The sequence below is a fragment of the Bradyrhizobium viridifuturi genome (assembly GCF_001238275.1).
GTDB classification, from domain to species: Bacteria; Pseudomonadota; Alphaproteobacteria; order Rhizobiales; family Xanthobacteraceae; genus Bradyrhizobium; species Bradyrhizobium viridifuturi.
Window position 1 is genome coordinate 244,301 of the sequence record NZ_LGTB01000002.1, and the last position, 25,264, is coordinate 269,564.

Consider the following 25,264-nt stretch of genomic DNA (forward strand, 5'->3'; position numbering starts at 1 on the left):
GAGATCTTCACTGCGCTCTAGCGTCGTCGGGATCGTGGCAGCCACGATCCCGCTCGCAGATCACGCAGTCTTGACGCCGGCGACGACGCCGGTCGGCTCGTCGCTGAGCCAGCGATAGATCACGCCGCCGAGCGCACCGCCGATCAAGGGCGCGACCCAGAACATCCAGAGCTGCGCCAGCGCCCAGCCGCCGACGAACAACGCCGGCCCGGTGCTGCGCGCCGGGTTCACCGAAGTGTTGGTGACGGGAATGCTGACGAGATGGATCATCACCAGCGCGAGGCCGATGGCGAGCGGCGCGAAGCCGGCCGGCGCCTTGCCGTGGGTCGATCCCATGATGACGAACAGGAACATCATGGTCATCACGACCTCCATGATGAAGCACACCACCATGCTGTACTGGCCCGGTGAATGCGCGTCATAGCCGTTGGAGGCGAAGCCCTTGCTGACATCGAAGCCGGGCGCGCCGCTCGCGATCACATAGAGCAGCCAGGCCGCGACGATCGCGCCCACAACCTGCGCGATGATGTAGGGCAGCACCTGGCCGCCCGGGAAACGCCCGCCCGCAGCGAGCCCGACCGTCACCGCTGGGTTGAGGTGGCAGCCCGAGATATGGCCGATCGCGTAGGCCATGGTCACCACGCTGAGCCCGAACGCCAATGATACGCCGACCAGGCCGATTCCGACCTGCGGAAAGCCGGCCGCGATGACCGCGCTGCCGCAACCCGCGAATGTGAGCCAGAACGTACCGATCAGCTCGGCTGCATACTTCTTCATATCCATGTGCCATCTCCCCTATTTCCAATGCCCGGGTTATCCAAAACGCCGGGAGCGGCCCTCAACCGGGCGCCAAATCACCCAAATCAGGGCCGCACGATGGCATTTTCGCCCCATTTCGTGGCTTTACTAGGCCCGAAAGTCACTCGACCGGTGGACATCTGCGCGTTTGTCTGATACATGCGCGCGCCTAGGGTTAAGAGGCAGGCCTTTTGCCGCCCCTTTACCTCGCCAGAATTCCGAACCGATCAATTCAAAAGAGGATGCCGCGTGCAGGTTCTCGTCCGCGATAACAATGTCGACCAAGCCCTGAAGGCGCTGAAGAAGAAGATGCAGCGCGAGGGCATTTTCCGCGAGATGAAGCTCCGCGGTCACTACGAAAAGCCCTCTGAGAAGAAGGCTCGCGAAAAGGCTGAAGCCGTGCGCCGCGCTCGCAAGTTGGCGCGCAAGAAGCTGCAGCGTGAAGGCCTGCTGCCGATGAAGCCGAAGCCGGTGTTCGGCGCTGGTCCCGGTGGCGACCGCGGCGGCCGTCCCGGTGGTGCTGGCGCTGGTCGCGGCCCCCGCTGAACCGTTTTGCCGATCTGGAAGTCTAACAGCGCGGGCCACAGGCCCGCGTTGTCGTTTTGAAGCAGGCCGCGTTCCGGGGCACCCATGCAAGATTACCGGCAAGAGCATTTTGCATGACGGATGCTCCGGCACCCCGCCTCCTCCTTCCGGCACCAACGCGACGCCGTCCCGCGGCGCAACTCATCATCGCAGTGATTCTCGGCCTGCCGCTTGCGGGCTGCTCCTTCGACCTCGGGTCATGGGGTTCGGACGACAAGCCGAAACCGGCCGCCACCGCCGACAAGCCGGCTGCCGACACCATCACCCCGCAGGACATCAACAGCGCCAGGGATCACGCCACGCGCGGCCAGGTGCTGGCGCATTCCGGCAAGGTCGACGAGGCGCAGGCGGAGTTCGAGCAGGCGCTGACCTCCGACCCCTACAACATCCAGGCGCTGTACGGCCGTGGCCTGATCTATCAGGGCCGCGGGCAACATCAGCAGGCGATCGACGATTTCACGGCGGCCAGCGGGCTGTCGCCGCAGAAGGCCGAGCCGCTGGTCGGCCGCGCCACCAGCTACCTCGCGCTCGACAAGGCCAAGCAGGCTGCCACCGACCTCGATGAGGCGGTGCAGGCCGATCCCAACAATGTTGCGGCGTGGAGCGCCCGGGGCCAGGCCTATGAGCGGCTCGGCGACAAGGCCAAGGCGGCGGCGTCCTACAATCGCGTGCTGGCGCTGCGGCCGAATGACGGCAATGCGCGCAGCGGGCTGGCGCGCACCGGCGGATAGTCGCTCAGGCTGGCTTCGGCAGGACGCTTACTTCGGCAGGACGGCGTGGAACATCGACTTCATGCCGGAGAACATGTCGTCGGTCACCGAGCTGCGCTCATTCTTCGGCGCCGGCATGACCGCCTCGGCGCGCAGGTCGAGCGGCGCCTGGATCACCGGGACAGGAATGTCGGCCGGCGGGGTCAGCCGGTTCGAATCCTGCGCGTTGGCGGCGTAGGGCGGACGCGGCTGCGAGGATTGTTCGGCATTGTCGCTGGACGGGTTCGACACCATGATCGGCGGCGGCAACGGCCGGATCGCCGACGAAGCAGTGGGGCGCTGCGCGTCAGGCAGGCGGGCAAGATCGGTGCGCTGCGCATCCTGGGAGCGCGCAGCATCCTGGGAACGCGCCGCTTCCTGCGGGCGCTCCTTGCGCAGCCGCTCGATGGCAGCGCGCGCCAGATCATTGGCGTCGCGGTTCTCCTCCGGCGTGGCAGCGGCCTCGGCCGGTGCGGCTGACGTGGCGGGCGCGGCCGGCTGCGGCGCGGCGGGCGTCACCTTCGCGACCGCCTTCGGCGCCGCCGGATGATGACGGGCGTCGGCGGGGATGCTGGCGGTATCGGCCGGGGTGTCAGACTTCTGGTCGGCGGATTTCTCGGCAGGCTTCTCGGTGACGGTCGCCTTCTCCGACGCCGACCGCTCGATCAGCGTACGCTCGGACATGCCCTTGGCCTTCACGCCGGCTTCCGGGAGGCTGCTGACCACGGTGGCGGGCTTGGCGGCGGCTTTGGGGTCAACGGCGGCGGTCAAGGCTGCGGTGGCCGGCGCTTCCGGCTTGGCCACGATGTAGTGATTGACGATGTACGCCCCGATGATGGTCGCTGCCACCGAGGGTAAGATGTCCATCACAAATTTCTTCAGGTAACTCAGCATGACCTGCCACTCCCCGCCCCGTTATTTCATGCTGGAACTTTGAGGCACATTCAGGGATCAACTGCGACGGATCGGTGGCAAACCCCCGTTCCGACGTCACCTTTGGTGTCACTTTGGTTTCAGCCGGAGGCGCCCCCTGCGTAGGCCGCATCCACCTCTTAATTCATCGTGCAGCCGTTAACGGGTTATGAATTTCCACAGCCGCGACGGCTCGCACCTGCCATTCGACGCGCGCAGGGTTAAGCACGGCGTCAGGGCTTGAGTTCGACCTCCAGGAACACGATTTCGCTGGCGGTCTCGTTGAGCACGTCGTGCTGGACTCCGGCCTTGCGGAAATAGGACTTGCCGGCCCCAAGTTGCGCCTTCGAGCGCTCGCCGTTCGGCGCCACGATGGTCATCTCCCCGGCCGTGATCGGGACGATGACGTAATCCATCTCATGGGTGTGGTGGCCGGTGGCGCTGCCCGGCGCGAGCCGCCATTCGGTGACGCGAACCTCCGCCGTATCCACCTGCACATCCGATTTTGCGCTGAGCATCGTCTTTTCTCCGAGTTTCTTGCTTGAGCGGATCATGCCCTACGGCACGAAAACCATGAACACGAACACCGCGAACACCACCATGTGAACGAGTCCGAACAGGATGTTGGTACGGCCGGTTCCGAAGGTCAGCATGCTGACCATAAAGGTCAGCAGCAGGATCAACATATGCTGGTTGCTGAGCCCGAGCACCAGCTGCTTGTCGAGCACCGAGGCGGCAATGGCGACCGCGGGAACCGTGAGCCCGATGGTCGCGATCGAGGAGCCGAGGGCGAGGTTGATGCTCTTCTGCAGGTCGTTCTTGCGCGCCGCCGCCACGGCCGCAACGCTCTCCGGCAGCAGGATCAGGGCGGCCACCACCAGGCCGGCAAAGGCCGGCGGCGCACCGATCTTGACGGTGACGACATCGACCACCAGCGAGAATTTCTTGGCCAGCAGCACCACCGCGAGCAGCGACACCAGCAGCAGGACGACGCTGATCGCGGTCTCACGGTCCGACATCACCTCGCCATGCGCCGCCGCCTCGTTGGCGCCGCTAACGAAGTAATCGCGGTGGCGGATGGTCTGGGTGTAGAGGAACACCGCATAGAGCAGCAGGGTCACGACACTGATCACGGCGAGTTGGGCTGTGGAGTAGATCGGGCCGGGCGCGGTCAGCGTGAAATTCGGCATGTCCAGCGTGATGGTCGCGAGCACGAACAGCACGCTGAGGTAAAGGTTGGCGCCGGTGATCTGGAAATCCTGCTCACGGTAGCGGATGCCGCCGATGAAGATGCAGAGCCCGACCAGGCCGTTGCAGACGATCATCACCACCGCAAACACGGTGTCGCGCGCCAGCGTCGGCGCCGGCGTATCGCCCAGCATGATGGTCGAGATCAGCGCCACCTCGATGATGGTCACGGCCAGCGTCAGCAGCAGCGTGCCGAACGGTTCGCCGATCCGCTCGGCAATCATCTCGGCATGGTGGACCGCCGCAAACACGGTGCCGAACAGAATCACCAGCAGCACGACCGCGAACCCCCACCCCCCGGCCGATGGCGCGAAGCCGTAGCCGGAGGCCGAGACCGCGGCAAACAACAGCACCGCCAGAACAGGATACAGCCAGGCCGACCGCGGCATCGGTCCGTGTGCGCTCATCGTGGGTCCCCTCACTTCGCTGGACCCGATTATGCGATAGACAATCGGCGCCGTCAGCCTCTTGCGGCGTTGATGAACCGCCTCGCGGTCTCCATCGCACCGAAATCGTCGAGATTGTCGTGCCCGCCGCCGGGCAGACGCACGAACTGCTTCGGCTCATGGGCGAGGCCAAACAGGCGCTCGCCGAAGGCGATCGGGATCACCGGATCGTCGGAGCCATGCATGATCAGGAGCGGCACCGTCACGCCTGTGATTCGCCGGTCGGAGTGGAATTGATCGCGCATCAGCAGGCTGACCGGCACAAACCAGAAGTGTGCGCCGCCGACGTCGGCCGTCGAGGTATAGGGCGCTTCCAGGATCAGCCTGCCGACCGGATGCTCGGCGGCGAGCGCGACCGCAACACCGGTTCCGAGCGAGAAGCCCCAGACCACGATCTGCTCGGCGCGGTACCGCGCGGTGGTAAACGCGTAGGCCGCTGCGGCGTCCTGCAGCAGCCCCTGCTCGCTCGGAGATCCGCTCGAGCCGGCGTAGCCGCGGTAGGACAGCGCCACCAGTCCGGTCCCGTCGGCGATGATGCCCTTGAAGCGCCCCACGCGGCCGGCGAGGAAATCGCCATTGCCCGGAAAGAACAGCACGACCGGCCGGCCCGGCTTGGCCGGCACGTGCCAGACGATGACCTTCTCGCCGTCGGCGGTGGTCAGGACATGCTCCTCCGCTTCGGGAAGGCCGGCGGCTGCCGGCGCCGTGCGCCCGACTGGCGGAGCCGGAAACAGCAGCTCGCGCTGCTTGACGTAGAGCACCGCAAGGCCACCGAGATACACGACCACCGCGACGATCAGCAGCCATTTCAGGATCGTCAGAACCACGCGCAAATCTCGCCTGCAGCTCTAGGTTTGGTGTGTAGGGTGATGTGAGACCCCATTGCTACTTTGCATGGGGTTGTTTTGCGGTTTTTGGTCCCGGCCTTGGTCTTCAGCGGCCGCCGGGATTGGCCTGCGCCTGGAATTGAGCAGCTTTTCGACCTCGAGCCTGATGCTGTCGGGAACAGGCCGGCAAGCGCAAACATTCGCAAGCGTCACATGCCGCCTGATGCGCTGCTCGTGCGTGGCGGGGAGCGGCATGCGATGTTCTCGATGCCACTCCCGGTTCAGCGCCATTCGCCGCTTGCCCTACATCGCCTTGACGATGTTCTCGGTGACCTTCTTGGCGTCGCCGAGCAACATCATGGTGTTGTCGCGGTAGAACAGCGGATTGTCGATGCCGGCATAACCCGAGGCCAGCGAGCGCTTGATGAACATCACGGTACCGGCCTTCCAGACCTGCAGCACCGGCATGCCGTAGATCGGCGAGGTCTTGTCCTCTTCCGCCGCCGGGTTGGTGACGTCGTTGGCGCCGATCACGAAGGCGATGTCGGCCTGGGCGAACTCCGAGTTGATGTCCTCGAGCTCGAACACCTCGTCATAGGGCACGTTGGCTTCCGCCAGCAGCACGTTCATGTGGCCGGGCATGCGGCCCGCCACCGGGTGAATGGCGTACTTCACCTCGACGCCTTCCTTCTTCAGCAGGTCGGCCATCTCGCGCAGCGCGTGCTGGGCCTGCGCCACCGCCATGCCGTAGCCGGGCACGATGATGACCTTGGAAGCGTTCTTCATGATGAAGGCCGCATCATCCGCGGAGCCGAGCTTGGCGGGCTTCTGCTCGCCACTGCCGCCGCCGGCCGCCGCGGTCTCGCCGCCGAAGCCGCCGAGGATCACGGAGATGAACGAGCGGTTCATCGCGTGGCACATGATGTAGGACAGGATCGCGCCCGACGAGCCGACCAGCGCGCCGGTGATGATCAGCGCCGAGTTGCCGAGCGTGAAGCCGATGCCGGCCGCGGCCCAGCCGGAGTAGGAGTTCAGCATCGAGATCACGACCGGCATGTCGGCGCCGCCGATTGGGATGATCATCAGCACGCCGAGCGCCAGCGCCAGGATCGTGATCATCCAGAAGTCGAACGCACTGCCGGACAGCACGAGGCCGACGATGAAGAACACCAGCGCCAGCGCCAGCACGATGTTGATGACGTGGCGGAACGGCAGGATGATCGGCGCGCCGCTCATCCGTGCGGAGAGCTTCAGGAACGCGATCACCGAGCCGGTGAAGGTCAGCGCGCCGATCGCGACGCCGAGCGACATCTCGACCAGGCTCTGCGGATGGATGTTGCCGGGCGTGCCGATGTCGAACGCCTCGGGCGCGTAGAACGCGCCGGCGGCGACCAGCACCGCGGCCATGCCGACCAGCGAGTGGAACGCGGCGACCAGTTCCGGCATCGAGGTCATCGGCACCCGGCGCGCGATCACGGCGCCGATGCCGCCGCCGATCGCGACCGCGACAATCACCAGCAGCCAGGCCACGCCGTCGGCCGGCGGATGGCTGGCCAGCGTGGTGGCGACGGCGATCGCCATGCCGATCATGCCGAACATGTTGCCCTGGCGCGACGACGCCGGGCTCGACAGGCCGCGCAGCGACAGGATGAACAGCACCCCCGCCACGAGATACAACAGTGCAGAGAGATTGGCGCTCATCTCAGGTCCCCCCAAATTCTTACATCACCCCGAGGTGGTTGCCGTTACTTGGCTTTCTTCTTGTACATCGCCAGCATGCGCTGGGTGACGAGGAAGCCGCCGAAGATGTTCACGCAGGCGAAGATCAGCGCGACGAAGCCGAAGCCGCGGGCCCAGCCCGAGCCGCTCGACACCATGCCGACGCCGACCGCTAGCAGCGCGCCGACCACGATCACCGACGAGATCGCGTTGGTCACGCTCATCAGCGGCGTGTGCAGCGCGGGGGTCACCGACCACACCACGAAATAGCCGACGAACACGGCGAGAACGAAAATCGACAGCCGGAACACGAACGGATCAACGGCCTGCGCGAGATGCTCCATGGCTTCTCTCCTTACTTCGGCTGGAAGTTGGGATGGATGACGGCGCCGTCCTTGGTCAGCGCGGTGGCCTTCACCAGCTCGTCGTCCCAATTGACCGCGAGCGCCTTGCTGGCCTTGTCGACCATCGTCTCGATGAACGAGAACAAATTGCGCGCATACAGGCTCGAGGCCGAAGCGGCGACGCGGCCGGCGACATTGGTGTAGCCGACGATCTTGATGCCGTCGGTCTCGACCACCTCGCCGGGCTTGGCGCCCTCGACATTGCCGCCGCGCTCGACCGCGAGATCGACCAGCACCGAACCGGGCTTCATCGATTTCACCATCTCGCCCGACACCAGTTTCGGCGCCGGACGACCCGGGATCAGCGCGGTGGTGATGACGATGTCCTGCTTCTTGATGTGCTCGGCGGTCAGCGCGGCCTGCTTGGCCTGGTACTCCTTGGACATCTCCTTGGCGTAGCGCCGGCAGTCTGCGCGTTCTTGAACTCCTCGTCCTCGACGGCGAGGAATTTTGCGCCGAGCGATTCCACCTGCTCCTTGGTGGCGGGCCGCACGTCGGTCGCGGTGACCACGGCCCCGAGCCGCCGAGCGGTCGCGATCGCCTGCAGGCCGGCGACGCCGACACCCATCACGAACACCTTGGCGGCCGGAACGGTGCCGGCGGCGGTCATCATCATCGGGAAGGCGCGGCCGAAGGCTTCGGCACCCTCGATCACCGCGCGGTAGCCGGCGAGGTTAGCCTGCGAGGACAGAACGTCCATCACCTGCGCGCGGGTGATGCGCGGCATCAACTCCATCGCGAAGGCGGACACACCGGCATCGGCCATCGTCTTCAGCGCGGCCTCGTTGCCGTAGGGATCCATGATCGCGATGACCAGCGCACCGCGCTTGTACTTGGAGAGTTCGGAGGCCTCGGGCCGCTTCACCTTGATGATGATGTCGGCGTCCTTGAGCGCATCGGCGCTCACCGTGGCGCCCGCAGCCGTGAGCTCCGAATCAGGCAGGCCCGACTTGATGCCCGCGCCGGGCTCGACCGCGACCTCGGCGCCGAGCGCCTTGAACTTCTTGATGGTGTCCGGCGAAACCGCAACCCGCGGCTCGGACGGATCGATTTCCTTGGCAACGGCGATCTTCATGGGCCCTCCGGCGGCGCGAGCGGCGCACGCGTCTTCAAACTAGCGTTATTTTCGCCAGATTGGATACCCCGGTTTTTACAGCCGGGTTCAACAGGAATTCCGGCACCGCCGCGGGACGGCGGCGCCGCTAGCCGATCAAGGATCAGACCAGGAAATAGGCCATCAGGATGAGGAGGATGGCGACGCTGATCGTGCCCCATTTGACCAGCATGAGAAACCCTTCATAGGTCTGCTCATGCGCCACGTAATCATTGCCGTCGGCGGTCGTATAGGCCACTTCGCTATGGTCTGCCATCGCTGTCCCCAGTCAGAAATTCGCGTTCTGCGAGCCATTACCGCAAACGGATTGGCAGGGCAACGGCGCGGTCCCTATCGGGTGATTTGGAGCGCAAATCGTCCCCGATTCACCCCTTGAGCGACGGCCCTGCGGCCGCCGCTCGGGCAGGATTGATCTCCCAAACGCAGACATCATGGGATGATCATGCCGCGAGGCGCAAAAAGCGCCGAATGAATCTCGCCCGAGCGGGCCGGAAGGCCGATGGGCCTCAGCCCATCGCCTCCAGCTCGTCGATCATGCCGGCGATCACGGACAGGCCGCCGTCCCAGAATTTCGGGTCCTTGGCGTCGAGGCCGAACGGCCGCAGCAGTTCGGAGTAATGCTTGGTGCCGCCGGCGGCGAGCATGTCGAGATAGCGCTCGGCGAACCCCTCGGACGCATGCTCGTAGACCGCATAGAGCGAGTTCACCAGGCAATCGCCGAACGCGTAGGCGTAGACATAGAACGGCGAGTGGATGAAATGCGGGATGTACATCCAGAACGTCTCGTAGCCCGGCTTGATCTCGATCGCCGGCCCGAGGCTCTCGCCCTGCACGCTGAGCCAGAGCTGGGCGATCCGCTCGGCGGTGAGCTCGCCATTCTTGCGCTCGGTATGAACCGCGCGCTCGAATGAGTAGAACGCGATCTGCCGCACCACGGTGTTGATCATGTCCTCGACCTTGCCCGCGAGCAGCGCCTGGCGCTGCTTGGCGTTCTTGGTCTGCGACAGCAGCCGCTTGAAGGTCAGCATCTCGCCGAACACGCTCGCGGTTTCCGCCAGCGTCAGCGGCGTCGGCGCCATCAGCGCACCGTTCTTCGCCGCCAGCACCTGGTGCACGCCGTGGCCGAGCTCATGCGCCAGCGTCATCACGTCGCGCGGCTTGCCCTGATAATTCATCAGCACGTAGGGATGCGCCGACGGCGTGGTCGGATGCGAGAACGCACCGGGCGCCTTGCCGGGACGGACCGGCGCATCGATCCAGCGGTCGTCGAAGAAGCGCTCCGCGATCTCGGCCATCCTCGGCGAGAAGCCGTTATAGGCCGACAGCACCATGTTGCGCGCCTCGGGCCAGGCGATGGTGCCGGTCGCCGCGAACGGCAGCGGCGCGTTGCGGTCCCAGTGCGGCAGCTTCTTCTTTTTGAACCAGCCGGCCTTCAGCGCGTAGTAGCGATGCGACAGCTTCGGATAGGCCGCGCGCACCGAGGCGACCAGCGCATCGACCACCTCTCGCTCGACGCGGTTGTTGAGATGGCGGGAATCGGCGACGTCCTGGAAGCCGCGCCAGCGGTCGGAGATTTCCTTGTCCTTGGCGAGCGTGTTGGTGATCAGCGCGAAGGTGCGCTCATTGTCCTTGAAGGTCTTGGCCAGCGCCTGCGCCGCCGCCTTGCGCTTGTCGCCCGCCTTGTCCTGCAACAGGTTCAGCGTCGGCTCGATCGCGAGCTCCTTGCCCGAAACCTTGAAGCGCAGGCCGGAGATGGTCTGGTCGAACAGCCGGTTCCAGGCCGCGTAGCCGCTCTGCGCCTTTTCGTGGAAGAGCTGTTCGACGCGATCCTCGAGCTGGTACGGCTTGTCCTTGCGCAGATCCGCGATCCACGGCCGGTAGTGGCCGAGCGCCGGCTCGGCCATCGCGCGCTCGATCACATCATCGTCAACGCGATTGAGCTCGAGCGAGAAGAACAAGAGGTGCACCGACGCCGCCGTCAACCGCTCGGAGACGTCGCCGTAGAATTTGGAGATCGCCGGGTCGACGCTGTCGCCGGCATGGACCAGGCCGGCATAGGAGCCGAGACGACCGGCCAGGTCGTCGATCGCCTCGTAGCGGCTGATAGCCTCGGCGAGCCACTTTCCGCCGCCTTCGCGGGCGGTATTTTCAGCAAGCTTGCCCTTGTAGTCGGTCTCAAACGCGACGCAATCTGCATCCATTTTCTGCAGGTCGCGCGCCACTTCCGGCGCGTCGATACCGGAGTAGAGATCTGCCAGATTCCATTCCGGAAGCTTGCCGGCCTTGCTGGCTGCCGTTTTTGCTGCCGGGCCGCCCGTGGCAGGTTTGCGTTGGGCGCCCGTCTTGCGCAACGCGGCTTCCTTGCGGAGAGCGGCCTTGCTGAGAGCAGACTTGTTCGGAGCAGTTTTTGAGCGCGAGGTCATCTTGTTCGTAACCTTAGTTCAGTCGGAAAGATGTCGGCGGAGGCGGAATAAGGGCGGGTTTGCAACGTTTAAGAGTGCGTTAATCGGCATCGGCGACAGTGCCCCGATTCGAGACAAATAATCGTAGCGTGCGGGGAAAACCATGGCTGCCACCATTTTGATCGCCGATGACGACGCAGTACAGCGTCGTTTGGTTGAAAACATGGTGCAGAAGTGCGGCTATGAGCCCCTCGTCGTGGACAGTGGCGACGCGGCGATAGCGGCCCTGACCGCATCCGAGACGCAGGCGATCGATGCCGTCGTGCTCGACCTCGTGATGCCGGGCCTCGACGGTCTCGGAGTCCTCGCAAAGATTCGTGAAGCTGGTTTGACCGTCCCGGTCATCGTGCAGACCGCGCATGGCGGGATCGACAATGTGGTGTCGGCGATGCGGGCCGGTGCCCAGGACTTCGTCGTCAAGCCGGTCGGCTTCGAGCGGTTGCAGGTCTCCCTGCGCAACGCCCTCAACGCCTCGGCGCTGAAGGGCGAATTGCAGCGCATCCGCCACAGCCGCGAGGGCCGGCTGACCTTCTCCGACATCATCACCCGCAGCGAGGCGATGGCCGGGGTGCTGCGCACGGCGCAGAAAGCGGCATCCTCGACGATTCCCGTGCTGATCGAGGGCGAGTCTGGCGTCGGCAAGGAACTGTTCGCGCGCGCCATCCACGGTAGCAGCGAGCGCAAGGCCAAGCCGTTCGTCGCGGTGAACTGCGGCGCGATCCCGGACAATCTCGTCGAATCGATCCTGTTCGGCCACGAGAAGGGCGCCTTCACCGGCGCCACCGAGCGCCACCAGGGCAAGTTCGTCGAAGCCCATGGCGGCACCCTGTTCCTCGACGAGGTCGGCGAATTGCCGCTGGCGACGCAGGTGAAACTGCTGCGCGCGCTGCAGGAAGGCACCGTCGAGGCGGTCGGCGGACGCAAGCCGGTCAAGGTCGATGTCCGCATCATCTCGGCGACCAACCGCAAGCTGCTCGATCTCGTGAAAGCCGGCCAGTTCCGCGAGGACCTGTTCTATCGCCTGCATGTCTTGCCGCTGACGATTCCGGCGCTGCGGCAGCGGCGCGAGGACATTCCGCACCTGCTGCGGCACTTCCTGGCGCGGTTCTGCGCCGAGGAGAACCGCAACATCACCGGCATCAGCGGCGATGCGATGGCGCACCTGGCGCAGCTCGATTGGCCGGGCAACATCCGTCAGCTCGAGAATACGGTGTATCGCGCCGTGGTCATGAGCGACGGCGACCAGCTTGGGCTCGCGGACTTCCCGCAAGGCTCGGCGCATCCGGTGCCGGAGGGCAAATCCCTGCAGGGCGAGCCGCTCGTGGTGTCGCCGTCCACGGCACCTGCCATGATCCCTGGTAATGAAATACCGGTCGCAACCGCTCTCCCGACCGCCGGCGGCCTCTCGATGCTCAATGCCGCGGGCGAGATGCGCCCGCTGGAAGATCTCGAGAACGAGATCATCCGCTTTGCGATTTCGCATTATCGCGGACAGATGTCGGAGGTCGCGCGCCGTCTCAAGATCGGCCGCTCGACGCTCTATCGCAAGCTCGACGAGGCTGCGGCCGGCGCGCGCACCAGCGATGCCGGTTAAACCCTGAGGCCGCCGAGGCCATACCAGGGAACCTTTTGAACCGTGTCGTGCCGGTGACAGACAAAGGCTGTGCCGCGTGGCAAAAACGCACAGCCCGAGCGAAATCAGCCGCTTCGAGGTCAGTTTGTCGTGAGTTGCCCCGCATGGTGCTGGCTGCATAAGAGGGGCAAATGTATCGTCTGCGTTAGTTGCGTGCAGGCGTGCGAGTCGATCGAGAAGCCGGCGCTTTCGCGCAAGCTATGAAACCGAATACCGATTTGAACTGTTCCAAAATCTAAGGGGGCAGTTCCACCCAGGGGGTGAGAAAATGCGTGACTGTTCGAACAACCGTCGAGGATTTGACCGCGTCTTGATGGCCGTCGCGGCGACCTTCCTCACGGTGTCCGCGAGCTCGGCCTTCGCGCAGGACACGCCTCGCTCCAGCGCCTCGGAACTTGCGATCGACGCTGCGATCCCGCGCCCCGAACCGGCCAACGTGCCGCCGCCCACCGCGAGCGATTTCAAGGCCGACACCACCGCCGCGCTGCCCGACGCAGCCAAACCGGCCGACGTGAAGCCCGCCGACGTGCAGGCCACCGAGGCCAAGCCCACTGACGCAAAGCCTGCCGATGCAAAGCCGGCAGAGCCGAGCGCAACGGCAAAAGCCGTCGAGCCGAAGCCCGCCGATGTCGCCACCGCGCCGGCGACGAAGCCCGCTGATGCGCCGAAGGCCGATGCACCGAAGACCGATACCGCGGTTGCGCCGCCTGCGGCAGCACCCGCGCCTGCCACCGCAACGGCGCCCGCCGCAGCTCCGGCTCCCGCGACCGCCGCAGCCCCTGCGACTGAACCCGCGAAGGCCGCGAGCAATGTTGCCGCCGAGGATCAGCCGGTCGCCGACAAGCTGCGCGAACTGCTTGCCAGCAAGTCGCTGCGCACCTTCGATCGCAAGAACGAGCGCGCGGCTGCCGAGAAATTCTATTCGGCCCGCGAATACGCGCCTGTCTTCACCAAGGCCGGCAAGCTGACCGACGCCGGCAAGGGCGTCATCGCACGACTGAAGGACGCCGCCGCCGACGGCCTCGATGCAGCAGACTATCCGGTGCCGGATTTCGCCGCGGCGACCTCGCCCGACGCGCTGGCCGACGCCGAGCTGAAGCTCGCCGCCAGCATGCTGGACTACGCGCGCCAGGCCCAGAGCGGCCGCATGCACTGGTCGCAGGTGTCGGCTGACATCCTCTATCCGGAGCACCCGATCGATCCGGCGGAAGTGTTCACCAATGTGACCTCTGCCAAGGACGCCTCGGCCGCGCTCGACGGCTACAACCCGCCGCAGAAGCTCTACAAGGAGCTGAAGAAGAAGCTCGCCGAGCTGCGTGGCCAGGGCGACGGCCCTGTCATCACGATCGCGGACGGCCCGGCGCTGAAATATGTGCCGGCGCGCAAGAAGCAGGCCGCGGTCGAGATGGACGACCCCCGCGTACCGGAGCTGCGGGGCAAGCTCGGCATCAGCGAGAATGCCGACAGCACGAAATATGATGCGACCGTCGCGCGGGCAGTGGAGAGATTCCAGAGCAGCGCCGACCTCAAGCCGACGGGCGTGCTCGACGAGCGCACGGTGAAGGCGCTGAACAGTCCGAAGCGCGACCGCCAGATCGACACCGTGATCGTCAACATGGAGCGCTGGCGCTGGCTGCCGCGCCAGCTCGGCGCCGCCAATGTCGGCAACGCCTATGTGATCCTCAACATCCCTGACTACACGCTGAAGGTGATGCAGAACGGCGCGCAGGTCTGGACCACGCGCGTCGTCACCGGCAAGCCCGGCCAGCACGCCACGCCGCTCCTGACCGAGACGATGAAGTACATCACGGTCAACCCGACCTGGAACGTGCCGCCGTCGATCATCTACAACGAGTATCTGCCGGCCTTGCAGCAGGATCCGACGGTATTGCAGCGCATGGGCCTGAAGCTCGAGCGCAACCGCGACGGCTCGATCCACATCTCGCAGCCACCCGGTGAAGCCAACGCGCTCGGCCGCATCCGCTTCAACTTCCCGAACAAGTTCCTGGTCTATCAGCACGACACGCCGGACAAGTACCTGTTCGCCAAGGATGAGCGCGCCTTCAGCCATGGCTGCATGCGGGTACAGAACCCGGATCAGTACGCATCCGTGCTGCTCAACATCACCGAGCCGAACCAGCACTACACGCCAGAGCGTATCCGCAGCATGTACGGCTCGAGCGAAGTCGATCTGAAATTCCCGACGCCGATCCCGGTCAACATCACCTACCAGACCGCGTTCGTGGATGACGCCGGCAAGCTGCAGATCCGCAGGGACGTCTACGGCCGCGACGCCACCATGCTGTCGCTGCTCAAGAACAGCCGCGGCAAGGATCTCGAAACGGTGGTGGCGCACGCCCAGCCGAGCTATTCACGTCCGCCGAGCAGCAGCCTGCCTCCTGGCGTCAACGTTGCCGGCGACAACAGCGGCTTCGGGTCCTCCGGACCGAACTTCTTCGAGCGTCTGTTCGGAGGATTCGGCCAGCCGGAGCCGCAGCCGGTCCGCCGTGGCCAGGCCCAGCAGCAGCGCCGGGTGATTACCCGCTAGTCTGTTTCGCGGCCCGATTGCGATAAATTTTGAAGCAAAATCAACGATCTCGCTCAGAAGGCGAGATCGTTTACGTTAACCATTTCCATTGTCGGCCGGGGAACTGGGCTATCTTTTGCCACACTCGCCCAGTTAGTTAAGCCTAACTTGGGGGCGGGTCGGTAAACCTCGGTTAACCCTCCCGCTTTAAGAAAGCGTTCACCGTCTTCCGCAGGGGGTCTGCGAAAGATGCCGACCGAACGCTCGTCGACTGGGTGGGCTCAGAGTGCTGGCTGTCTTCGCACGCCGCTACAATCCGCTGTCGTTGCCTAAGGCCGGGTACCAAGTCGGCCTGACTGCGCTGTTGCTTTTGGCCGGCGCGGGATCGGTGCACGACGCGACGGCGCTGAACCAGACCCGCACGCTCTCGTTCCACCACACCCATTCCGGCGAAGACCTCACCGTCACCTTCAAGCGCGATGGCCGCTACGACGAAGCCGCGCTGAAGCAGATCAATCATTTCCTGCGCGACTGGCGCTCCCAGGATGAGACGGTTATGGACCGTCATCTGTTCGACATCCTCTGGGAAGTCTACAGCGACGTCGGCGGCAAGCAGCCGATCCAGATCATCTCCGCCTATCGCGCCCCTGCCACCAACGCCATGCTGCGCCGCCGCTCCTCGGGCGTCGCGCGCCACAGCCAGCACATGCTGGGGCATGCGATGGACTTCTTCATTCCGGGCGTGCCGCTGGAGCAGATTCGCTTCGCCGGCCTGCGCCTGCAGCGCGGCGGCGTCGGCTTCTATCCGACCTCCGGCTCGCCGTTCGTGCATCTCGACACCGGTGGCATCCGCCACTGGCCGCGGATGACCCGCGAGCAGCTGGTCCGGGTGTTCCCCGACGGCCGCACCGTCCATGTCCCGAGCGATGGTACGCCGCTGAAGGGCTATGAGCTCGCCAAGGCCGACATCGAACGCCGTGGCAATGGCGACGATGCCGCCATCATCAGCAAGCCGACCCTGTTCGCGAAACTGTTCGGTGGCGGCAAGTCGAGCGACGATGAAGACGAAGGCGCGGCCAGCGTGAACGACAAGCCCGCCGCGAACACGGTGGTTGCGGCCGCAGCTCCCGCCAAGCCTGCGGATACCAAATCCGCCGATCCGGTTCCGCTGCCGCGCGCCAAGCCGCAATTCGCCGCCGCGATCCAGCTCGCCGCCGCCGACGCCCAGCTCGTTCCGACGCCAAAGGCCAAGCCGGCGATGCAGGTGGTGCAGACCGCCGAGAACACCGCGCCGCAATCGCCCGCCGACATCATCAATGCCCGCGGCTTCTGGGGCGACGAGTCGGCCGCACCGAAGCAGGCATCGGCCGCGCAGATCGCCGCGCTGAAGGCCCGTGAGGCGGTCGGCGGCGCCGATCCGCAGACCACCGCCAGCGCGACCGAGAACTTCAACAAGGCGCTCGCTTATGCGCCCGCGACGTCATCGCCGGTCGATCGCGCCAACATCGTCGCAGCAACCGCACCGATCCCGCGCAATGTGCGCCCGGCGCGCAGTGCGGCAGCGCCGGCTACCGAAATCAACACCATCGTCGCGAAGGGCGCGCCTAGCCAGGGCGTGATCACCACGTCGGCGCGGATTTCGGCCGCCAAGGGCAACGACGTCTGGATGCGCGTCGTGATGCTGGCGCCGAGCGCGAGCAATGCCATGCTGACCACGGTGCTTGGCGACACCGACATGAGCATGATGCGGGCTCACTTCGTAAAGCCGCAGGCCGCCGTCGCCATGACCTTCTCGGAAGATCCGATGATGGGCATGACCTGCGATCACTTCTCGGGCTCGGCGACCGCTCCCCTGACCACCCAGTCCTTCGTGCTGCGCACCGCCTCGCTGCGCTAGCTCATCCCCAAAGCCGTTTGATCAAGCCGGCAGTCCCGCCTTGAGCAGGCCGGCCTCGTAGCGCGCGCGGTCGGGCTCGCGCTTGTAGTGCTGGGTTGCCAGGTGGGCGGAGACCGAGAAGGCCGGCTCGCGCTTCAGCACCTCGGCGGCATGGGCCGTGGCCGCCACCGCGTTGCCCATCTGCGCCAGGGTCGCGGCGAGGAAGGCGTGATGGGTATGGTCGGGCCGCGTGATCCGCGAGAACGCCTCCGCCGCGTCGGCGTATTTCTCGGCGCAGTAGCAGGCCCGGCCGAGGTGGCTCCAGAAGCGCTCCGGATGGAACGGATTGAGGCGCATCGCGCGCTTGATCCAGTCGATGCCCTCCTCCGGCCGCCCGAGCCAGGTCAGCAGCTCGCCCTGCTGCACGACGACGAGGTCATAGTTCGGGTTGAGCGTCAGCGCGCGCTCCTGGTGGAAGGTTGCCTTGTCGTGGTCGTCGCGGTTGAGGTTCAGCGCGGCGAGGATCCGATGCACGTCGCTGTCGTTGTCGTCGAGCTTCAGCGCGATCTCGAGCTCGGCGGCCACCTGCGCAAAGGTCGCGTCGCGGTCGTCGCACCAGCTGTAGACCCAGGTCTGGCCGAGCACGCAGGCTCGCCAGGCGTGCGCATGGGCGTAGTTGGGATCGAGCACGATCGCCCGCTCGAGCAGGCGCTGCGCTTCCGCATTGTCATCCCGTGCCGAGCGATGATGCAGCACCTTGGCGGCCAGCACGCACTCATAGGCCGCCATGTTGTCAGTCGGCTTGCGCTTGACGCGATCATGCGCCGCCGCCTCGACGCGTCCCGGCAGTCGATACGATCGCGCGCGTCATCTCGTCCTGGATGGCGAAGATGTCGGCGAGCTCGCGATCGTAGCGTTCGGCCCAGACGTGCCGGTCGGCCTCGGCGTCGATCAGCTGTACCGTGACGCGGATCCGGCCGCCCGCCTTGCGCACGCTGCCCTCCAGCACGTAGTCGACCGCGAACTCCTTCGCGACGTCCTGCACCTTCACGGCCTTGCCCTTGTACACGAAGGTCGAATTGCGTGAGATCACCAGCAGATCGTGGAAGCGCGATAGCTCGGTGATGATGTCCTCGGTGAGCCCGTCGGCGAAGAATTCCTGCTCCGGATCGCCGCTCATGTTGACGAGCGGCAGCACCGCTATGGAGGGCTTCTTGGCGACGACGGGACGGGCCACAACACTCGGCTGCTCGGCCGCGGGTTTGGCGCCCGATTCGAAATGGACGCGGAAAACCCGGATCGGACGCGCGATGTTCTTGACGGCCTGGTCACCGAGATCCTCGAAGCTCAGGTCTTCCAGGCGATCGCCGACCTGGTCGCGGACCGCGCCGGAAATGCAGATGCCGCCGGGTTCAGCCAGCGTCTCCAGGCGAGACGCGACATTGACGCCGTCGCCGAAGATGTCGGCGCCGTCGACGATCACATCGCCGAGATTGATGCCGATGCGAAACTGCATCCACCGCGCCGGCGCAACGTCGGTGTTGCGCTTGGCCATCCGGCTCTGGACCTCGGCCGCGCACAGCACCGCATCGACGACGCTGTGAAACTCGACCAGCATGCCGTCGCCGGTGGTCTTGATGATGCGGCCGCGATTCTTGGCTATCGCCGGATCGATCAGCTCGATCCGATGGGTCTTGAGGCGCGCAAGGGTGCCCGTCTCGTCAGCCTCCATCAGGCGGCTAAAGCCGACCATGTCGGCGGCGAGGACCGCAGCGAGCCGGCGCTCTGGTCCTGGCACGTCCATCTGAACGATCTGCCCGGTTACCTCGCGTCAAGTGTAGCAAATCCCGGGATGTCACCCAAGCCTCGACAGAGGCCCGGCAGGAGCCATCGGGAGTACCCTGGGCGGGCGGCCAATTCGCTGCGGTTGGAAACGGGTCGGCGACAAAGTCACGCCACCGCGGCCTGATCCCCCTCATTGCGTGAAAACGAGCCGTCCGACTGCGCCAGCCGGAGCTGCGCGCGGGGCCAGTTCGGAATTGCGATTCGAACTCCCGATCAATTGGTTACCGCCAAAGGCTCTTGCCCTAGCGCGGGCAGCTTGAGCCACATCAACCTCGAATCCGCACGGCCGAACTACAATTTCTGTGAGCCCTTCCAGCATCACGGGATTCCCATGCCGCTCAAGCCGTCCGCGTATGGACCAGCCGTTGAAGCATTCTGGCGGGAGCCAACCGATTCACTCTTGCAGAGTCTCAACACACAACGGCGCGGCCTGCGCCAACAGGAGGCCAGGAAGCGGCTCGCCCAGGTCGGCCCGAACCTCGCCGAGCCGTCGCCGACGCGATCGATCCTGCAGAAGGCCGTACATCGACTGCTCAATCCGCTGATTGCCATCCTGATCGCGGCGGCGGCCGTGTCGGGGTTCAGCGGCGACCTCGCGAGCTTTGCAATCATCACGCTCGTGGTGGGTCTGTCGCTGACGCTGGATATCGTGCAGGAGCACCGCGCGGAGGTTGCCGCCGATGCGTTGCGGCGCTCGGTTGCCATCCAAGCTGACGTCATTCGCGATGGCGCGATCGTCGCGCTGCCGGTCAGCGAGCTCGTCCCCGGAGACGTCGTGGAGCTGCGGACCGGCGACCTCGTGCCGGCCGATGGGGTCGCGCTTGTGGCACGCGATTTCCAGCTGAACGAAGCCCTCATGACCGGTGAACCGTTTCCCGCCGCCAAGACCACGGAGCCATGCGCCACCAGCCTGCCTGCGGAAGCGAGCAATGCCCTGTTCGCCGGCACCAGCGTCGTCGGCGGCAGCGGGGTAATGCTTGTCGTCGAGACCGGGCGTCGTACGCGCTTCGGCATGATCAGCGCCGAGCTGTTGGCGAACGATCCTCCAAGCGCGCTCGAGCAAGGCGTCCAGAAGCTTGGTCTGCTCATTCTCAAACTGACGCTGTTTTTGACGCTGTTCGTGCTGCTCGCCCATCTCGTGGCACATCGGCCGGCCATGGAATCATTCCTGTTCGCCGTCGCGCTCGCCGTCGGCCTGACCCCCGAGCTCCTGCCGATGGTGATGACGGTGACATTGGCGCGGGGAGCGCAGCGGATGGCGGAGCGGCAGGTGATCGTCAAAAGGCTGTCTGCCATCCACGATCTCGGCGCGATGGACACGCTATGCGTCGACAAGACAGGCACGCTGACCGAAGCCAAGATCACGCTCGCGGCACATCTTGATCCCGCGGGGCACTCCAGTGATCGGGTGCTCGAGCTGGCTCGATTGAACAGCGCTTTCCAGACCGGCATCCACAGCCCGCTGGATGAGGCGCTGCTTGCCACGGAAAGCCCGGCGGGTAGCGGCGCCTGGACCCGGCTCGCCGAGATCCCGTTTGACTTTGAGCGGCGCTGCCTGTCGGTCCTTGCGGCGCGAGACAATGACCGCTTCCTGATCGTCAAGGGCGCGCCGGAAGCGATCATGGCCCGTGCGGTCGCGGTCGAGGTCGACGGCTTGGCCCGACCGCTGGATGATAGCCACCGTGCCCAGCTCGTTCGCCTGCAGGACGACCAAGCGCGGCAAGGCTTTCGACTGCTCGGCGTCGCGATCCGAACCATGGCGCCGGACCGAGTCGACGTCACGACCGAGGACGAGGCCGTCCTTACGGTGGTCGGATTCTGCGCCTTCGCGGACCCTCCGAAGCGCGATGCGGCCGACTCGGTTCGGGATCTGACGGCACGCGGCGTCGGCATCAAGGTGCTTTCCGGAGATCACGCAGCGGTCGTCGCGCATGTCGCCGACGCCGTCGGCCTGCCTTCGGGACGCATCCTGACCGGAGGCGAGATTGCCGGCTTGACCGATCAGGCGCTCGCCACCCAGATCGAGCACGTCGACCTGTTCGCCAGGATCGATCCGGAGCAGAAGAGACGGATCATTCGCGCCTTGCGCCGGCGCGGTCACGTCGTCGGCTTCATGGGTGACGGCGTCAACGACGCTCCGGCGATTCATGCCGCCCATGTCGGCATCTCCGTCGCCGGCGCGACCGAAGTGGCGCGAGCCGCTGCGGACATGATCCTGCTGGCTCCGGACCTCTCGGTGCTGGGCGCGGGCGTGATCGAGGGACGGCGCACGTTCGCAAACATCCTGAAATATGTCCGCATGGGCACCAGCTCGAATTTCGGCAACATGCTATCGATGGCGCTGGCATCACTTGCCCTGCCGTTCCTGCCGCTGTTGCCGCTGCAGATCCTCCTGAACAATCTGCTCTACGATCTCTCCGAGACCGGCATTCCATTCGACGAGATCGACGAGGAAGATGCCGAGAGCCCCCAATCATGGAACATGGCGGATATCCTGCGGTTCACCTTCGTCATGGGCTCGATTTCGTCGCTGTTCGACGTTGCGACTTTCGTCATTCTCCTGAAGGTCTTCCATGCTGAGGCGGCCGCATTCCAAACCGGCTGGTTCCTGGAATCGATCGCGACCCAGATCCTCGTGATCTTCCTGATCCGCTCGCGGCGTCCGCCATGGCGCGCCAGCCGACCGCACCGCATCCTGGCATTCGGCTCGCTGGGCGCGCTTGCTTCGGGGATCTTCCTGGCACTGGGACCAGCCCATTCGCTGTTCGGTTTCGCGGCCCTGCCGCCGGTGCTGCTGGGTGCGATAACTTTGATAACGATCAGCTACCTCGCCGTGGCCGAGGCCGGAAAGCGTCTTGCGCTCCCGGCCGCTGCACATGTGCCAAATCGCGCCGCGTTGGAGCGACGCTATCCCGCCAGTGACGCCACGCTGAACGGATGATTCACGAACGCTAGCCATTAGCGGGACCAGCGTTGATCCGCATCAAGGCTGCTTTTCCTCCGAATGCGATCCTGCACCGAGACAATGTGCGGCTTGACGACAAATGGATCGATCACGAAACCAGCAGAAACTTGACGATGTGCGCGACAGCGATGCTCGTGCCATCGCAGCTTCAGCGCCGACGCCAATAGCCGGCCAACCGGTTCGACGCCGGCGTATTCGCAGCGGTCCGACCGTTTCATGGTACGGCCGCCTGCTGATTGTCGGAACATTGCTGGTGGCGGCCGGCTGGGAGATATTCCGGCTGCTTCTGACCGTCATCACGCTCGACTGAAGCTTCGCAGATTGCGGTTCAGCGAGACATTGCGGCCGCGTCCTGAACCAACCCGGCCGAGCCATACGCGTCGGAGTTCAATTTCCGGAAGTACACCGCATCCTCTCCCGGAATGCTCACGCAATGATGCTTGCTGGCAAACTGTGCGGCCTTGGCCGCAGCAACCTCGTTGATCCCAAACAACCGCTCGTAATCATGATCGGAGATTGCCAAGACAGCGCCGCCGCCGAGACGATCGAGTCGCGATCGCAACTCGGCAAGAATCAGGTTTCTATGCATTTCTGTTGCCAGATCTCTAGACCGAGCTGGACCTGCGCCGGGTATTGATTCCCAGCAACGTGTAGAGCGGGCAGTACGAGAAGAACGCTGTCGCGATCAGGATGATTCCGAGAGTACCGGCGACCAACCAGCCTGCTCCAAGCGAGCCGTCTTTCAACGTATATGCAATCAGAGCCAGACCGATGATGATCCGGGCGTACTGATCAATAAGTCCGACGTTGCGCGTCATGGCAATGAACCTCCTTTGATCCAAATCCATATTGAACGCTCTCCAGTCCACAGCCCTTGATCGTGATCAATTCATGCGACGCGGGTCATCAGCCAGCGGGACTTCACTCCGATTGTCGATTTGTCAGACCTCGGATGACCAAGGACGCTCCGACGGCTGCTCCGACCGCGCGCCGGGCGGCGCTCACGGCCATGGCGATCGCAAGACCGACGTCCACGGAGGCCACCGTCACTGCTCCCTCGGGCGACGTCCGATCTAGTGCGACATCAGCAGGCAGATCGGAGCTTGCTGCAGCAAGCTGCGCGTCATGCCGCCGAACATCCATTCTCCGAGCCGGCTGTGCCCATAGCCTCCGGTGACGATGAGGTCGGCGTCTTCGTTCCTTGCCAGTCTGATCAGGTACCCCGCATCTGGCTCGGCGGTGTGGACGCGTACATCGAACTGGCAATTGACGCTGTGCCTTTCGAGATAGCTCGCAACGTCACGCAAGCGGCGGGTCGCCGCGTCCTGCTCGTCCGACGAGCAGATCTCGGCGACGGTGACCCTCGAAGCCCTGATCAGGAAGGGCAAGGCGTCCCGGATCGCCAGACGTGCCTCGCGGGTGTCTTTCCAGCCGACTACGATGCGGTCGGCCGACAGGCCGGTCACGCCTTCCGGCACCGACAGGGTGGGACGCCCCATCCGCAGGATCGCCTCGGCCGAGTCGAGGTAATGGAAATTATCGGACTGGGCTTTCCGGCGCTTGAAGACAACCAGATCTGCCGCCCTGGCCTGTTCCGCCAGGAACGCAGTCGGGGATTCCAGTGCCCATCGCCATTCCACCTGATGGCGGTCCCGTCCGACGATCTTCCTGAACCACTCGCCCTTGGCCGCGAGATCGGCCCGCATCCGCTTGATGTCGTCTTCAGTGGTCTGCTCGATGATCACCCCTTCGGCGACAACGGGCGGATCGATGGCGGACGCTGAAACGCCGATCATCGATGCATGAAACTTGTCCGCAATGCCCTCGGCGATGCGAATCTGTCCCTCGTCCTGCTGCTGAGGGTCGACGTAAACCATGACATTGGCCAAATTCATGTGCCTGCTCCACCGCGCTGAAATATCATTCATTGTTGCGCATGGCGGCTCTGCCGACATTGAGCCAGGTCAAGCGTGCCTCGATCCCCTGAGCTCTCCGTCCGGCGCCTGCCTGATCTGAATCCCGCTTTGACGCTGCGGGCCGAGCGGGCGAGCGCCCCATATCGGCCGCGACCTTCATGAAGTGATCGCGTGTCGCCTGATCCCGCGGCGACGCCGGAGCTATCCAGGGGAAGGGCGGCTCCGCCGCTGGGGATGCAACGGCGAGCGCCGCCCTTCATCCAACGCAGCCCGGAAACACGATCTGGCCTCTGTGAAGGACGTGCGTGTTGGGCCTGCAAGGACCCGCATTTCATACCGCGGCGAGCCCGCGCGACATTGCGCCAGATCAAACCGCGCGCAGTTTACCGCTTGCGTCAGATCAATGTGCCCAATGCATCAGGAACTAGGCTGATTCTACGTTCCAGTATGATGGGAGAAGTTCGGATGTACGCGCACCAGATCATGACCCGTAAGGTGCTTTCGACGACACCCGACAGCACCATCCTCGACGCGGCAAACATCATGCTTCGGCACCGCGTCAGCGGGCTTCCAGTGGTCGATCTCGACGGCACGCTCGTCGGCATCGTCACCGAAGGCGATTTCCTTCATCGCAGCGAGATCGGCACCGAAAGGAAGCGCAACTGGCTGGCGACCTTCATCCTCGGACCGGGACAATGGGCCGAGGATTACGTATTCGAGCATGGACGCAAGGTCTCGGAGATCATGACACGCATGCCGGTCACCGTGACCGAAGATGCACCGCTGTCGACTGTGGTCGAGCAGATGGAGAAGAACAACGTCAAACGGCTGCCGGTGGTGCGCGGCGGCAAGCTTGTCGGTATCATCACCCGCAGCAGCTTGCTGCGAACGGTGGCGAGCCTTGCACGCGAGCTGCCCGCTCCGACCGAGAACGACGACCAGATCCGGCGGCGCATTCTGGACGAGATCGAACCGAAAGCCTGGTGCCCGCTGGGACTCAGCGTCATCGTCCGAGACGGCGTCGTCCATCTGAGCGGCGTGATTACCGAGAGCAGGTTTCGCAAGGCCGCGATCGTCGCGGCCGAGAACGTTCCCGGCGTCGTCGAGGTGCATGATCACCTCTGCTGGGGTGATAGCTTCTCGGGCTTCTACCTCAAATCTTCCGAAGACCAGGAACTGCTGGAGAAGCAGGCTCACTGAAAGTGGCTCGCCACCGGCGCGACAGGTAGGCTTCAGGC

At 64.9% G+C, this 25,264-nt stretch carries 20 protein-coding genes and 2 pseudogenes; 8 read left to right on the plus strand and 14 right to left on the minus strand.

Going from position 1 to position 25,264, the window contains the following annotated elements; all coding sequences use genetic code 11:
* Positions 1-60: 60 nt before the first annotated feature.
* Positions 61-783 carry an aquaporin Z gene (gene aqpZ, locus ALC15_RS03225; RefSeq protein WP_050626027.1) on the minus strand — a complete coding sequence of 241 codons (723 nt, stop codon included), beginning with the start codon at positions 781-783 and terminating at the stop codon, positions 61-63.
* Between the two features lie 264 nt (positions 784-1,047).
* Between aqpZ and rpsU the strand changes: the two genes are divergently transcribed.
* Both rpsU and ALC15_RS03235 read left to right on the plus strand, forming a co-directional pair.
* Entirely contained in the window at positions 1,048-1,344 is a 297-nt protein-coding gene (gene rpsU, locus ALC15_RS03230; protein WP_021078544.1) for a 30S ribosomal protein S21, read from the plus strand.
* Positions 1,345-1,535: 191 nt separating this feature from the next.
* Entirely contained in the window at positions 1,536-2,114 is a 579-nt protein-coding gene (locus ALC15_RS03235; protein ID WP_244485901.1) for a tetratricopeptide repeat protein, read from the plus strand.
* Positions 2,115-2,141: 27 nt separating this feature from the next.
* Here the strand turns inward: ALC15_RS03235 and ALC15_RS03240 are convergent, their stop codons facing one another.
* The 9 genes and pseudogenes from ALC15_RS03240 to ALC15_RS03280 form a co-directional block, all read right to left on the minus strand.
* The gene (locus ALC15_RS03240; protein WP_050626029.1) at positions 2,142-3,026 is read right to left on the minus strand and encodes a hypothetical protein; all 885 of its coding nucleotides are present in this window, start codon (positions 3,024-3,026) and stop codon (positions 2,142-2,144) included.
* A 251-nt stretch (positions 3,027-3,277) separates the two neighbouring features.
* The gene (locus ALC15_RS03245; protein WP_028340624.1) at positions 3,278-3,562 is read right to left on the minus strand and encodes a cupin domain-containing protein; all 285 of its coding nucleotides are present in this window, start codon (positions 3,560-3,562) and stop codon (positions 3,278-3,280) included.
* 39 nt (positions 3,563-3,601) lie between these two features.
* Complete coding sequence (locus ALC15_RS03250; protein WP_050626030.1) at positions 3,602-4,699, minus strand: calcium:cation antiporter; 1,098 nt, start codon at positions 4,697-4,699, stop codon at positions 3,602-3,604.
* 53 nt (positions 4,700-4,752) lie between these two features.
* A complete protein-coding gene (locus ALC15_RS03255) occupies positions 4,753-5,559 on the minus strand; it encodes an alpha/beta hydrolase (RefSeq protein WP_050626110.1) in 807 nt (268 codons plus the stop codon).
* 309 nt (positions 5,560-5,868) lie between these two features.
* Positions 5,869-7,266, minus strand: coding sequence for an NAD(P)(+) transhydrogenase (Re/Si-specific) subunit beta (locus ALC15_RS03260; RefSeq protein WP_021078550.1), 1,398 nt, complete (start codon positions 7,264-7,266; stop codon positions 5,869-5,871).
* 44 nt (positions 7,267-7,310) lie between these two features.
* Complete coding sequence (locus ALC15_RS03265) at positions 7,311-7,628, minus strand: proton-translocating transhydrogenase family protein (RefSeq protein ID WP_016841609.1); 318 nt, start codon at positions 7,626-7,628, stop codon at positions 7,311-7,313.
* Positions 7,629-7,639: 11 nt separating this feature from the next.
* Positions 7,640-8,763: pseudogene (locus ALC15_RS03270) on the minus strand (Re/Si-specific NAD(P)(+) transhydrogenase subunit alpha).
* Between the two features lie 142 nt (positions 8,764-8,905).
* On the minus strand, positions 8,906-9,058 hold the full coding sequence (locus ALC15_RS03275; protein ID WP_050626031.1) for an aa3-type cytochrome c oxidase subunit IV: 153 nt from the start codon (positions 9,056-9,058) through the stop codon (positions 8,906-8,908).
* Between the two features lie 250 nt (positions 9,059-9,308).
* Positions 9,309-11,225 (minus strand): M3 family oligoendopeptidase, encoded by a 1,917-nt coding sequence (locus ALC15_RS03280; RefSeq protein ID WP_050626032.1) that lies wholly within the window; start codon positions 11,223-11,225, stop codon positions 9,309-9,311.
* A gap of 142 nt (positions 11,226-11,367) precedes the next feature.
* Between ALC15_RS03280 and ALC15_RS03285 the strand changes: the two genes are divergently transcribed.
* From ALC15_RS03285 to ALC15_RS03295, 3 genes are all read left to right on the plus strand, one after another.
* Positions 11,368-12,858, plus strand: a complete 1,491-nt coding sequence (locus tag ALC15_RS03285) for a sigma-54-dependent transcriptional regulator (RefSeq protein ID WP_050626033.1) — start codon at positions 11,368-11,370, stop codon at positions 12,856-12,858.
* 307 nt (positions 12,859-13,165) lie between these two features.
* Positions 13,166-15,445, plus strand: coding sequence for a L,D-transpeptidase scaffold domain-containing protein (locus ALC15_RS03290; protein ID WP_050626034.1), 2,280 nt, complete (start codon positions 13,166-13,168; stop codon positions 15,443-15,445).
* A 265-nt stretch (positions 15,446-15,710) separates the two neighbouring features.
* Positions 15,711-17,321: a peptidoglycan L,D-endopeptidase MepK gene (locus ALC15_RS03295; protein WP_050626035.1), complete on the plus strand. Its 1,611-nt coding sequence runs from the start codon at positions 15,711-15,713 to the stop codon at positions 17,319-17,321.
* A gap of 21 nt (positions 17,322-17,342) precedes the next feature.
* On the opposite strand, the pseudogene ALC15_RS03300 reads toward ALC15_RS03295, so the two are convergent.
* Positions 17,343-19,104, minus strand: a pseudogene (locus tag ALC15_RS03300) (adenylate/guanylate cyclase domain-containing protein).
* A 372-nt stretch (positions 19,105-19,476) separates the two neighbouring features.
* Between ALC15_RS03300 and mgtA the strand changes: the two are divergent.
* On the plus strand, positions 19,477-22,086 hold the full coding sequence (gene mgtA, locus ALC15_RS03305; protein WP_050626036.1) for a magnesium-translocating P-type ATPase: 2,610 nt from the start codon (positions 19,477-19,479) through the stop codon (positions 22,084-22,086).
* 103 nt (positions 22,087-22,189) lie between these two features.
* Positions 22,190-22,420, plus strand: coding sequence for a hypothetical protein (locus ALC15_RS43080; protein ID WP_128089426.1), 231 nt, complete (start codon positions 22,190-22,192; stop codon positions 22,418-22,420).
* A gap of 18 nt (positions 22,421-22,438) precedes the next feature.
* On the opposite strand, the gene ALC15_RS03310 is transcribed toward ALC15_RS43080, so the two are convergent.
* The 3 genes from ALC15_RS03310 to ALC15_RS03320 all read right to left on the minus strand — a co-directional run bounded on the left by ALC15_RS03310 (position 22,439) and on the right by ALC15_RS03320 (position 24,005).
* A complete protein-coding gene (locus tag ALC15_RS03310) occupies positions 22,439-22,699 on the minus strand; it encodes a hypothetical protein (protein WP_050626037.1) in 261 nt (86 codons plus the stop codon).
* Positions 22,700-22,715: 16 nt separating this feature from the next.
* A complete protein-coding gene (locus tag ALC15_RS03315; RefSeq protein ID WP_050626111.1) occupies positions 22,716-22,928 on the minus strand; it encodes a YgaP family membrane protein in 213 nt (70 codons plus the stop codon).
* Between the two features lie 255 nt (positions 22,929-23,183).
* Positions 23,184-24,005 carry a universal stress protein gene (locus tag ALC15_RS03320; protein WP_050626038.1) on the minus strand — a complete coding sequence of 274 codons (822 nt, stop codon included), beginning with the start codon at positions 24,003-24,005 and terminating at the stop codon, positions 23,184-23,186.
* 486 nt (positions 24,006-24,491) lie between these two features.
* Here ALC15_RS03320 and ALC15_RS03325 point away from each other — a divergent pair, with 486 nt between their 5' ends.
* Entirely contained in the window at positions 24,492-25,226 is a 735-nt protein-coding gene (locus ALC15_RS03325; RefSeq protein WP_050626039.1) for a CBS domain-containing protein, read from the plus strand.
* Positions 25,227-25,264: the final 38 nt, after the last annotated feature.